At 56.3% G+C, this 12,237-nt stretch carries 12 protein-coding genes; 7 read left to right on the top strand and 5 right to left on the bottom strand.

The annotated features are described in order from the left end of the window. The first annotated feature begins 12 nt into the window (after positions 1-12). From NIM72_RS11195 to NIM72_RS11185, 3 genes are all read left to right on the top strand, one after another. Positions 13-1,359 carry a sodium:proton antiporter gene (locus NIM72_RS11195; RefSeq protein WP_161734100.1) on the top strand — a complete coding sequence of 449 codons (1,347 nt, stop codon included), beginning with the start codon at positions 13-15 and terminating at the stop codon, positions 1,357-1,359. 22 nt (positions 1,360-1,381) lie between these two features. Beyond that, positions 1,382-1,726: a hypothetical protein gene (locus tag NIM72_RS11190; protein ID WP_253420367.1), complete on the top strand. Its 345-nt coding sequence runs from the start codon at positions 1,382-1,384 to the stop codon at positions 1,724-1,726. Between the two features lie 168 nt (positions 1,727-1,894). After that, entirely contained in the window at positions 1,895-2,791 is an 897-nt protein-coding gene (locus NIM72_RS11185) for an alpha/beta hydrolase (RefSeq protein WP_161734102.1), read from the top strand. Positions 2,792-2,900: 109 nt separating this feature from the next. Here NIM72_RS11185 and gorA read toward each other — a convergent pair whose 3' ends face one another. Then, a complete protein-coding gene (gene gorA / locus NIM72_RS11180; RefSeq protein WP_253420364.1) occupies positions 2,901-4,253 on the bottom strand; it encodes a glutathione-disulfide reductase in 1,353 nt (450 codons plus the stop codon). A gap of 128 nt (positions 4,254-4,381) precedes the next feature. Between gorA and rnz the strand changes: the two genes are divergently transcribed. Continuing rightward, a complete protein-coding gene (gene rnz, locus NIM72_RS11175; protein WP_161734106.1) occupies positions 4,382-5,293 on the top strand; it encodes a ribonuclease Z in 912 nt (303 codons plus the stop codon). Here the strand turns inward: rnz and NIM72_RS11170 are convergent. Together NIM72_RS11170 and NIM72_RS11165 are read right to left on the bottom strand one after the other, a co-directional pair. Further along, on the bottom strand, positions 5,290-6,108 hold the full coding sequence (locus tag NIM72_RS11170; RefSeq protein WP_161734108.1) for a CPBP family intramembrane glutamic endopeptidase: 819 nt from the start codon (positions 6,106-6,108) through the stop codon (positions 5,290-5,292). The two genes, rnz and NIM72_RS11170, sit on opposite strands and share 4 nt — an antisense overlap. 7 nt (positions 6,109-6,115) lie before the next feature. Further along, a complete protein-coding gene (locus tag NIM72_RS11165; protein ID WP_161734110.1) occupies positions 6,116-6,958 on the bottom strand; it encodes a 23S rRNA (adenine(2030)-N(6))-methyltransferase RlmJ in 843 nt (280 codons plus the stop codon). Between the two features lie 406 nt (positions 6,959-7,364). Here NIM72_RS11165 and prlC point away from each other — a divergent pair, with 406 nt between their 5' ends. Both prlC and rsmJ read left to right on the top strand, forming a co-directional pair. Next, positions 7,365-9,407 carry an oligopeptidase A gene (prlC, locus tag NIM72_RS11160; RefSeq protein ID WP_161734112.1) on the top strand — a complete coding sequence of 681 codons (2,043 nt, stop codon included), beginning with the start codon at positions 7,365-7,367 and terminating at the stop codon, positions 9,405-9,407. An 8-nt stretch (positions 9,408-9,415) separates the two neighbouring features. Beyond that, entirely contained in the window at positions 9,416-10,174 is a 759-nt protein-coding gene (gene rsmJ, locus NIM72_RS11155) for a 16S rRNA (guanine(1516)-N(2))-methyltransferase RsmJ (protein WP_222924873.1), read from the top strand. A gap of 190 nt (positions 10,175-10,364) precedes the next feature. On the opposite strand, the gene NIM72_RS11150 is transcribed toward rsmJ, so the two are convergent. Then, on the bottom strand, positions 10,365-10,607 hold the full coding sequence (locus NIM72_RS11150; RefSeq protein WP_253420362.1) for a hypothetical protein: 243 nt from the start codon (positions 10,605-10,607) through the stop codon (positions 10,365-10,367). Between the two features lie 441 nt (positions 10,608-11,048). Beyond that, positions 11,049-11,486, bottom strand: coding sequence for a universal stress protein UspA (gene uspA, locus NIM72_RS11145; protein ID WP_161734119.1), 438 nt, complete (start codon positions 11,484-11,486; stop codon positions 11,049-11,051). 415 nt (positions 11,487-11,901) lie between these two features. Between uspA and uspB the strand changes: the two genes are divergently transcribed. Then, positions 11,902-12,237, top strand: a complete 336-nt coding sequence (gene uspB / locus NIM72_RS11140; protein ID WP_150011237.1) for a universal stress protein UspB — start codon at positions 11,902-11,904, stop codon at positions 12,235-12,237.

Genomic DNA, 12,237 nt, shown 5'->3' with positions numbered 1-12,237 from the left:
TTCTGGAGTGTTATGAACTTTTTAGCCTGGACAGCAGCGACGGGCGGCCTCTTGCTGCTGATGTCGCTGGCTGCCGGTTGGATTCACCGGGGGCCAGTTACCTCATTTGGTCTGTTTCTGATTGCGGGCATTCTCTGCGGCCCCTGGGGATTTGACCTCATCCACGTCGATATCGTGACCCATTCCGAAGCGGTGGCCCATATCACCGAAATCACCATGGCGGCCTCGCTGTTTATCACCGGACTTAAGCTGCGTCTGCCACTGCAGAATAACTGCTGGCAAACCGGGCTGAAACTGGCGTTTCCTGCCATGCTGTTCACCGTCGCCGCGATGACCCTGCTGGCGCATTTCCTGGTGGGATTAGACTGGCCGATTGCGCTGGCATTTGGTGCGATAGTGGCGCCGACCGATCCGGTGCTGGCGAGCTTAATCTCGGTCAACGATGCGCAGGATGATGATTCGCTGCGCGTGGCGATCTCCAGCGAAGCGGGCATGAACGATGGCTCCGCGCTGCCGCTGCTGATACTGGCGCTGCTGCTGTTCAATGGCGAGAGCCTGAATGGTGCGATGCTGGCCCACTGGGGGGCGGTCGAGGTGCTCTGGGCGATTGGCGGCGGTTTGACTATTGGTTATGTGCTAGGGCAGTTGATCGGCCTGCTGGCGACCCGACTGCGCAATGCCAATGGCGACGTCGCACCCAATGATTTTCTGGCGCTGGCGCTGATAGCCCTCAGTTATTCACTGGTAGAAGGGCTGGGCGCCTCCGGTTTCCTGGCCGCCTTTGCCGCAGGACTGGGATTACGCCGCGCCGAGCTGGGCGTGTTCCGTCGCCATCAGCCGGACGATCTCTCTGACGATGAGCGCGTGTTGCCCTCTGAGGCGCTGGTGAATCCCAACATACGCCTGGCGCATCAGGGCAACAACAATATGGTGAAGTCGATTGGGTTTGTAGTAGGCGACGCGCTCTCTTTTGGCGATACTATTGAACGTTTACTGGCGGCTGGCATGATGGTGGTGCTGGGCGTCACACTGGCGCAGCACTGGAACATCTACGGCGTGCTGATTGGCCTGGTGCTGTTTGCCGTAGTACGACCGCTGGCCGTCTGGCTGGTGACGCTGCGCGCCGGACTGCCGCTGGGGCAGCGCCTGCTGATCGGCTGGCTGGGCATCCGGGGGATTGGTAGCCTGAACTACATCGCCTATGCCTGGACGCACGGTATGCAAGGCCCGCAGATGGAAATTATGACGAATATAGCGTTAACGCTGGTGGTCTGCAGCGTGGTGGTTCACGGCACCACGGTGACGCCGCTGCTGAACTGGCGTCAGAAGCGCCTCGAAGCCCTTCAGCGCAAGGTTTAACCCGAACGAACAGGAGTTAAAAATGAAAGTGACTCAGATAGTGCTGCTAAGCCTCCTTGCCTCCGGCAGCGCGCTGGCAGCGGATGACGCTGATACTGAACAGAATGTCTATGCCAGCCAGTTGTGCCACATTGTCAGCGGTGAGAAAAAAGTCGCCACGGCGGATCACTATGTCGAGAAAATGAAATCGACCGTGGCGGGCGGCCAGTCACCATCGGCGATGAATCAGCCGGAATTTGATGAAGAGTCTGCGCGTGAAGTGGCCAGTGCCTGGCTGCAACTTGGCGACGATGAGCGGGCCAAACTGCGCGTCAACGAACAGCAGTGTGAACAGGCCGTGATGGCACAATTCCAGCAGGAAGATTAAGCCCGCCGGATAAGATAATAACGCGCCTGACGGGCGCGTTTTTTTATGGCTTTTCAGGGGCCATTGCGTACATAATCGCCATCCATGGCACCAGACTTGCATCTGTTCATTCTTCGGTAGCCTGCCGCAATGGCTTGCTCATTACTCTGGCATCACACAACAGGCATTATGATTACGCGTCGACGCTTTATTCTCGGCACGGGAGCGCTCGGGCTCTCCATGACCACCGGCAAATTATTTGCCCGTGATGACATTATTCCCCTCTGGCCGGACGATCCGCCCGGCGGCGGCGGCCCATCCGGCCAGTTGCATATTAACAGCAGCGGTTCCTGGTCAAATATCGTCAGCCCGGCGATTCAGCGCTTTAAACCGGAAAATCCCAATGGCGAAGCGGTATTAATCGCCGCTGGCGGCGGTTATCGCTGGATCGGCATGGGACGTGAAGCCTGGCCGGTGGCGCGCTGGCTGAACGCCAGTGGCTATACCGCTTATGTGCTCAGCTACCGATTACCGCATGAGAAGTGGCAGGCGGGACGGCTGGCCCCCTTGCAGGATGCGCAGCGCGCCATCCGGCTGGTGCGCTCTTTTGAGCGTAAGGTGCATGTGCTGGGCTTCTCGGCAGGCGGACATCTGCTGGGGCTGGCGGCGGCGCGGCCAGACTTTGAATCTTATCCGGCCATCGATCCGCTGGATGAAGTGGTGCCGAAAGTCGATAGCGTCGGCCTGATCTATCCGGTCATCACCCTGGAAGCGCCTTATCAGCACACCAACACGCATCTGATGATGGTCGGCAAAAATGCCACGCCGCAGGATGAGGCGAACTGGTCAGTGCAGAACTTCGTGACCCGGCAATATCCGCCGACGTTTCTGGCGCAGGCCGAGGACGATCACACCTCCAATCCGTTTAACACCGAACTGATGCGCGACACCTGTCGCCGTAACCGCGTGCCGGTTGAGCTGATTCAGATCAGCAAAGGCGGACATGGATTCGGTCTTGGTAAAGCGGGAACGCCTGCGGCGTTGTGGGATCAGGCGTATGTACGCTGGCTGGATCGCGTAAGCTAAGTTGCACTGACGCGGTTCTGCACTGCACAGTCAGAAAGCGGATGTGAATGCGGTATAAAAAAACAGGCGACCTTAAGTCGCCTGTTTTGTTTCCGAAGCCCGGTGCGGGTTAACGCATCGTCACAAACTCTTCCGCTGCGGTCGGGTGGATCGCCACGGTGTTATCGAAGTCTTTCTTGGTCGCGCCCATTTTCAGCGCCACGGCGAAGCCCTGCAGCATCTCATCCATACCGAATCCGATGCCGTGAATGCCGACGATCTTCTCATCGGCACCCACACAGACCAGCTTCATGCGGCACGGCTGACGATGCTGGGTGACCGCGGTGTACATCGCGGTAAACGACGATTTATAAACCTTCACCTGGTCATCACCATACTGTTCGCGCGCCTGCGGCTCGGTCAATCCTACGGTGCCAATCGGCGGATGGCTGAACACCACGGTCGGCACGTTGCTGTAATCCAGATGCTCGTCCGGCTTGTTGTTAAACAGACGCTCAGAGAGACGACGGCCCGCGGCCACCGCAACCGGCGTCAGCTCAACCGCACCGGTGTTGTCGCCCACAGCGTAGACGCCTGACACATTGGTGTTCTGGAATTTATCGACGCTGATATAGCCTTTATCGTTCAGCGCCACGCCCGCAGCCTGAATATTGAGGTTGTCCGTTTCAGGCTCACGGCCAATCGCCCAGACAAGGCAATCCACAGTATAGTCGCTGCCATTTTCCAGCTGCAGCGTCAGGCTGCCATCGCTGTTTTTGATCACAGCCTTAGGAATGGCTTCGGTGTGCAGCGCCGGGCCTTCAGTGTTCATCACTTCGACCAGCGTCTCGTTGAGCAGCGGGTCGAAGCTGCGCAGCGGCGCGTGTTTACGCACGAACAGGTGGGTTTCCGATCCCAGCGCATTCACCACGCCCGCCAGTTCGACCGCGATGTAGCCCGCGCCGACAACCGCGGTGCGTTTAGGCAGCGCGTCCAGCTCGAAAAAGCCGTCAGAATCGATGCCGTACTCCGCACCCGGAATAGAAGGGTGAACCGGGCGACCGCCAGTGGCGATCAGAATGTGGTTAGCCGTAATAATCTCGCCGTTGACCTCAACGCTGTGCGCATCGACAAAGCGGGCAAAGCCTTTGATCACTTCTACTTTGTTTTTACCCAGCACGTTGTCATAAGAGCTGTGGATGCGATCGATATAGGCGCTGCGGTTTTTGACCAGCGTGGCCCAGTCGAAGCGATTGACGGTGGTGTCGAAGCCATAATCTGGCCCGTAGAGATGGATAGCTTCGGCGATTTGCGCGGCGTGCCACATGATTTTTTTCGGCACGCAACCTACGTTCACGCAGGTGCCACCCAGCTCTTTTGCTTCAATCAGGGCGCATTTCTGGCCATACATAGCCGCACGGTTAATCGAGGCGATGCCGCCGCTGCCGCCGCCAATGGCGAGATAGTCGAAATGTCGGGTCATTGAAGTATCCATCCGGTTGCATAAAAAATTGGGGTTGAGTGTAACGCTGCGGGTCGAAATGACGCAAAGTTTGCGCCTATGATTGTAATAGGGTTCTGTTTTTTCACTCGCTTACAGGGAAGCATACCATGCACCTTACTTTTCTTGGCACCGGCGGCGGTGCTCCCAGTCTGCAACGCAACGTGACCTCCATTGCTTTTACCCGTGCGCTGAGTGGTGAAACCTGGCTGTTCGACTGCGGCGAGGGCACACAGTTACAGTTTATGCGCTCCAGCCTGAAACCGGGCAAGCTGGAAAAGATTTTTATTACCCATCTGCATGGCGATCATATTTTTGGGCTGCCGGGCTTACTCACCAGCCGGTCTATGGCCGGACTGACCTCACCGATGACGGTTTATGGGCCCAGAGGATTAAAGACCTTTGTTGAGACGGCGCTGTCGATCAGCGGCTCCTATACCGACTATCTGCTGAACATCGTTGAAATTGAGGCGGGCTGGACGCTGGATGACGGTGAGTTTCGTATCAGTGCCTGGCCGCTGAGCCATCCGGTGGAGTGCTATGGCTATCGCATTGAACAGCACGACAAACCCGGCCTGCTGGATGCCGGGCGGCTGAAAGCCGAAGGGGTGCCCCGCGGACCGTGGTTCCAGCAGCTGAAGCAGGGAGAATGTGTGACGCTGGAGGATGGGCGGGTGGTCAACGGGGCTGACTACCTTGGCCCGGCGACACCCGGCAAAAAGCTGGCCATCTTTGGCGATACGGCACCCACGGAGGTCGCGCTGCAACTGGCGGCAGATGTTGACCTGATGGTGCATGAAACCACGCTGGAGGCGGCGATGATGGAGAAAGCCAACGGGCGCGGGCACTCCACAACCCTGCAGGCGGCGGAGGTGGCAAAGCGTGCCGGGGCAAAGCGGATGATCGCCACCCATTTCAGCTCCCGCTATCTGGCAAAGGACATGAGCCGCCTGCTGGCGGAGTGCCAGACCATTTTCCCCTGCACCGAGCTGGCCTCGGACCTGGCGGTATTTACGGTTTAGTGATGCAGAGCCGGATAGGTAAACAGCAGCAGATGGGTAATATTCAGAGCGAAGTGCAGGGCGGTCGCCAGCCATAAGCGGCCGCTCCAGTGCCACGCCAGACCATAAAGCAGCCCGGCCAGCGTCGCGAAAACCACCAGCAGCACGCCGCCGGTTGCATGCGCCAGCCCGAACACCAGCGCGCTGATTACCAGCGCGGGCATCCCGCCCAGCGCATCCCTCAGCCGCTGTTGCAGATAGCCGCGGAACAGCGCCTCTTCGGTCAGTGAGACAAAGAACAGGTTCGCCAGCATAAACACGGGCAGCCAGGGCGGAAAATGAGGCTCCACGGCCAGGCCGCCCAGCAGCACGGCGCTACCCAGCAGCAGCGGCACGGCGGCGATTAATGCCAGCGCAGCGATCCACGGATAACGTGGCGGGCAGGCGCGGGCGCGGAACAGCGTGGGCAGGCAGGCCAGCAGTACAAAGGGGATCAGCGCTTTATCGAAGTTGAAGGAGAAACTGAATGGCAGGCTCTGTGCGCCTGCCTTTACCTCATCGACGACGAGGGGATTGTGAAAGCCCGGAAAAAGATGGAGGAACAATCCCAGCGACATCAGCACCAGCAACGCTTCACTCAGAATATGCTGCCGGGAACGGATTGGGTCAAAGCGGCGCAGCGCGACCAGTGCCGCAATCCCGGCCAGCAGTGGCAGCACCGGCCACGTCAGGACGTCGTGATAAAACCCCAGCAGCGCGGCGAGCGCTAACAACAGTAGCGCCAGCCGCCGGGCGGGTTGCAGCGCGCCCAGTGCGCCTGCCAGCAGAATCCACATAATCGTTTTATTCAGGAACGATCTGGTTCACCACGAAGTGACCGGTACCAGCCGGAACCAGTTTTTTGTGCAGCCATGGCAGCAGAGTATTCATCTGTTGGGCCAGCTTCCACGGCGGGTTAATCACGATCATGCCGGAGGCGGTCATGCCGCGCTGATCGCTGTCCGGACGGGCGGCCAGTTCGATCTGCAGGATATTGCGGATGCCGGTTGCTTCCAGGTCGCGCAGCATGTGTTTGATCTGCTGACGCAACACCACCGGATACCACAGCGCAAAGACGCCGGTGCCAAACCGTTTATGGCCTTCCTGAATGCCTTTCACCACCGCCTGGTAGTCGCTTTTCATCTCATAAGGCGGGTCAATCAGCACCAGACCGCGACGCGACGGCGGTGGCAGTTTCGATTTCAACTGCTGATAACCGTCGGCACGGTCGACGCGCGCGCGGTTATCTTTGCTGAATTCATTGCGCAGCAGCGGATAGTCGCTGGAGTGCAGCTCGGTGAGTTGCAGTCGGTCATCTTCACGCAGCAGATGACGGGCAATCAGCGGGGAACCCGGATAGTAGCGCAGCGAGGGGCCACGATTCAGCGCACCGATCGCGTCAAAATAGGGTTGCAGCAGTTCCGGTGCATCGGGCTGTTGCCAGATACGCGAGATGCCTTCCAGATATTCACCGGTACGCTCGGCGTGCTCGCCGCTCAACTGGTAGCGACCTGCACCCGCATGGGTATCCAGGTAGAAAAACGGTTTCTCTTTCTCTTTCAGCGCCGTGATGATCAGGCTCAGAACGGTATGCTTCAGCACGTCGGCGTGGTTGCCCGCATGGAAGCTATGGCGATAACTCAGCATTGTTTATCCTGTTGAATGTATAAGGTTTTAATTGATGGAAAATCAATTTATACCAATTATTACCTCACGTATTACCCACAGAACGACGCACAGCAACCGACGCAGGAAAAGCATGAGAATCCGCGATTATATCAGGGATGGCCTGGCGATGGGCCAGAAGCGTGATAACAAATCGGGATGACAGGGCGCGGCATCCTGTTACACGCATGCAAACGCAGAAAGCTGCCCGACGCGCCCGCCATAATCGCTGTCATGGTTTAAAAGCAGCGGGCTTTCGGGTAGCCATTCGCGTGTTTCTTCCCCACCTCATCCTGACCCCCATTGATTTTCACTACACTAAGCCGCATGTTACTTAGATTGCGTTGCGCGACCCGCTGCGCCCCATACATCGATAAAGGACTGCGCTATGACCAATCCGCTACTGACATCTTTTACGCTTCCCCCTTTTTCTGCCATCCAGCCTGAACATGTGGTGCCTGCCGTGACGGAAGTGCTGAGCCAATGCCGCGCAGAAGTCGAAAAAGTTGTGGCGCAGGGTGCGCCCTATACCTGGGATAACCTGGTTCAGCCGCTGGCGGAAACCGACGATCGCCTGAGCCGTATATTCTCCCCGGTTAGCCATCTTAATTCGGTAAAAAACAGCCCGGAGCTGCGTGAAGCCTATGAACAGACGCTGCCGCTGCTCTCCGAATACAGCACCTGGGTCGGTCAGCATGAAGGGCTGTATCAGGCGTATCGCAACCTGAAAGAGGGCGATCAATACGCGGCACTGGATCTGGCGCAGAAGAAAGCGGTTGATAACGCCCTACGTGATTTCGAACTCTCCGGTATTGGTCTGCCAAAAGATAAACAGCAACGCTATGGTGAAATCGCCGCGCGCCTCTCTGAGCTGGGTTCGGCTTACAGCAACAACGTGCTCGATGCCACTATGGGCTGGAGCAAGCTGATCACCGATGAAAGCGAGCTGGCCGGTATGCCGGAAAGCGCACTGGCGGCGGCAAAAGCCCAGGCTGAAGCTAAAGAGCAGGAAGGCTGGCTGCTGACGCTGGATATTCCAAGCTACCTGCCAGTCATGACCTACTGCGACAACGCGGCGCTGCGCGAAGAGATGTATCGCGCCTATGCGACACGCGCCTCCGATCAGGGGCCGAACGCCGGTAAATGGGACAATGGCCCCATCATGGCGGAAGAACTGGCGCTGCGTCACGAGCTGGCTCAGCTGCTGGGCTTCGACTCCTACGCGGATAAATCGCTGGCGACCAAAATGGCGCAGAGCCCCTCTCAGGTCATCGACTTCCTTAATGACCTGGCTGAACGTGCGCGTCCGCAGGGTGAAAAAGAGCTGGAGCAGCTGCGCGCTTTCGCGCAGAAAGAGCATGGCGTTGAGCAGCTAAATCCATGGGATCTCACTTATTACGGTGAAAAGCAGAAGCAGCATCTCTACACCATCAGCGATGAGCAGTTGCGCCCTTACTTCCCGGAAGCGCGCGCGGTCGCCGGTCTGTTCGAAGTGGTGAAACGCATTTACGGTATCACTGCGAAGCAGCGTACCGACGTTGAGGTTTATCATCCTGACGTGAAGTTCTTCGATCTGTTTGATGAAACCGGTGAACTGCGCGGCAGCTTCTATCTCGACCTCTACGCCCGCGAGCACAAACGTGGTGGTGCCTGGATGGATGACTGCGTGGGCCAGATGCGTAAAGCCGATGGCAGCCTGCAGAAGCCCGTTGCTTACCTGACCTGTAACTTTAACCGTCCGGTGAAAGGCAAACCTGCGCTCTTCACCCATGACGAAGTGATTACCCTGTTCCATGAGTTTGGTCACGGCCTGCACCACATGCTGACCCGCATCGAAGCGCCTGGCGTTTCCGGTATCAGCGGTGTGCCGTGGGATGCGGTCGAACTGCCAAGCCAGTTCATGGAAAACTGGTGCTGGGAACCGGATGCGCTGGCGTTTATCTCGGGTCACTTTGAGACCGGTGAACCGCTGCCGAAAGCGTTGCTGGATAAAATGCTGGCCGCCAAGAACTACCAGGCCGCGCTGTTTATCCTGCGTCAGCTGGAGTTCGGCCTGTTCGATTTCCGTCTGCATACCGAGTTTAATCCGGAGAAAGGCGCGCAGATTCTGGAAACCCTGCGCGAAGTGAAAAGCCGCGTAGCGGTTGTTCCGAGTCCGGAGTGGGGCCGTTTCCCACACGCTTTCAGCCATATCTTTGCCGGTGGCTATGCGGCGGGTTACTACAGTTATCTGTGGGCAGATGTGCTGGCGGCAGATGCTTACTCCCGCTTTGAAGAAGAGGGCATCTTCAACCGTGAAACCGGTCAGTCGTTCCTGGATAACATCCTGACACGTGGCGGTTCTGAGGAGCCGATGGAGCTGTTCAAACGCTTCCGTGGCCGTGAGCCGCAGCTTGATGCGATGCTGGAACATTACGGCATTCAGGGATAAGTCGGTTCGTGAAAATCTGTTTGCTCGATGAATCAGGCGCCGGAGACGGCGCCTTATCACGTTTAGCGCAGCGCTGGCAGCTGGAGCACGACGAAGACGCGCTGCTGGCACTGGTGCAGACGCCGACGCACCTTGAGCTGCGCAAGCGTGATGAGCCAAAGCTGGGTGGTATTTTTGTTGATTTCGTCACCGGAGCAATGGCGCATCGCCGTCGCTTCGGCGGTGGACGTGGCGAAGCTGTCGCCAAAGCGGTCGGCATTAAAGGCGGCTATCTGCCGGATGTGGTCGATGCGACGGCCGGACTGGGGCGTGATGCGTTTGTGCTGGCCGCACTCGGCTGCCGGGTGCGGATGCTGGAGCGCCATCCGGTCGTGGCTGCACTGCTGGAAGATGGCCTGCAGCGCGGTTATCAGGATGTGGAAATTGGCCCCTGGCTGCGCGAACGCCTGACGCTGATTCATGCAGCCAGTGCACAGGCGCTGGGCGAGATTACGCCGCAGCCGGATGTGGTCTATCTTGACCCGATGTATCCCCATCGCCAGAAAAGTGCGCTGGTGAAAAAAGAGATGCGGGTCTTTCAGTCGCTGGTCGGTCCGGATGAAGATGCGGATGCGCTACTGGAACCGGCCCGATGGCTGGCGAAGAAACGTATCGTGGTCAAACGGCCAGACTATGCACCGCCGCTGGCGGGTGTCGTGACGCAGGCGGCTGTGGTAACCAAAAGCCATCGCTTTGATATTTATCCGCCGCTGGTCAGTACGCGTTAGGTAATTATCAAGCTGAAGCAGTCACTTCAGGTCATGATAATTTCTCTGCCGGTTATGAACGCATATGTACTCTGAAAGCGAACGGTTTATCATATTGCGCTCAATAAAAAGCCTGTCTGAAATTTATTATCAGGCAGGCTTTAATTATCCGCATGCGCGTTGTCGCGTTAATACGGTGCTACTGATTCGGTCAGGCGGCTAATTTAGTCAGGAAGCCTGAAAATGCATTCAGGAAGCTTTTGGCGAAGTTCAGGCCAATGGCCTTGTAGGTCAGGCCCAGAGTCTGGCCCAGATCAGTGCTTTCCTTGATTGATGCGACGGTGGTGTCAAATAAGCCGGACACTTCAGTCAGTGCGGTATTAACCTCACCCAGAAATTCAGTCAGGCCCGCGCCGCTAACTGCAGCAATTTCTGTCTGGTTGATTTCTCTCATTTTTAATATCCTTATTGGTTTTTTAAAATAATGGGGATCATTATTCTGCTTTATCCGTTGCCTGCGCAGCAGATAAGCGAGCGAAAGATAACGGATAAATTAACCTTTTCCTATAGTAAGATTTTGATAAATTACCCTTTGCTATCAATAAAATTTCTATCATTAGCGACTGGATGAATGAGCAATGTAACAATGGCTTTGAAATTATGTATGGGACGGTAATTACAGCGCTAAAAGGAAGTAATATAAACGGAGATCAGAAATGATAAAGCAGCGGATATTTAGTTTTGTGTAAAGACAGCCTGGAGGATAGGTTTATAAATAAAAATAGATTCCGATGGCGTTGCCCGGGAATCAGGAACTTAAATCGCGGGCCAGAATAAAGCGTAAATATATTCATCCCGATAAAAAGCCGGCTTACACCGGCTTTAATAACAGCGGTTACTCTTCATCTTCATCGCGCAGCGGCACAATCAGCATGTCGATGTGCACGGTGTTGATCAACTGACGGGCTGAAGACATCAGCTTGCTCCAGAAATCCTGGTGATGACCACACACCACCAAATCAACGTCATATTTTTTGATCGCATCAACCAGCACCTGGCCGAGGTCGCCACTGCCGCTCAGTGTCTCACTGATCGGATAGCCCGCAGCATCTGATAATCCTTTCAGTGCCGCATGCGTCTCTTCAGAGATGCGCTTCTGCATATCCCCTAAGTTGACATCAATCAGGCCGGTGTAAAGGTCGGAGTAATTCACATCAACGTGAATCAGGGAAATTCTGGCATCGTACGGACGAGCCAGCGAGACGGCCTTATCCACCAGCAACTGACTTTCGGGAGAAAGGTCTACTGCAATCAGGATGTGTTTATAAGCCATGATAAAACTCCTTTCACGAGATTAAGGATGGCATCCGGTGTTCCTGCCGCGTCACAGCTTAGCGAAATCCTTTGCGCGAGCGGGCGATGAGCGCCACCAAAGTGTCTACCTGCGTTGCAGGTGATGATGTTGTTATGTTCTGAGTATAGCCTTCTCTCACTGCAAATGCTGCTGTTGCCGTCTGGCTTATGAATAAGATCAAGGCTATGCCAGATTTACTCGCGCTGAACGAAAATCATCGTTGGAAAAAATGTAAAGAACTCTCCTACACTGAAAAAAGGCGGTCCGGTTCGTAGCCGCTCAGGGGGTCGAAAATTTTCGCAGTCCGGTGATTCAGTGGCTGGTTTTTTCTGCAGGCGGATACGGTGTCTGACGCTGGTTCTGTTGCTGCGATGCCAGCCGGGAGGGGGAGAATATGATCAGCACTATTGCGCTTTTTTGGGCTCTTTGTGTGGTATGTATCGTGAATATGGCGCGCTATTTTTCATCGCTGCGTGCGCTGCTGGCGGTATTACGGGGTTGTGATCCGCTGCTGTATCAGTATGTCGATGGGGCGGGATTCTTCACCTCTCACGGTCAGCCGAGCAAGCAGGTACGGCTGGTCACCTATATCTGGGCAAAGCGCTATCTTGATCATCATGACGATGAGTTTATCCGGCGATGCGAGCGGGTGCGGGGGCAGTTTCTTCTGACCAGTGCGCTGTGCGGACTGGTAGTGATCAGTCTGGTGGCGCTGGCGATCTGGCATTAA

Origin of the sequence: Pantoea sp. B550 (genome assembly GCF_024158165.1) — a bacterium.
Taxonomy (GTDB): Bacteria; Pseudomonadota; Gammaproteobacteria; order Enterobacterales; family Enterobacteriaceae; genus Pantoea; species Pantoea alfalfae.
The sequence above is the reverse complement of the archived record's forward strand: the minus strand, read 5'-3'. Positions and strand labels throughout refer to the sequence as shown.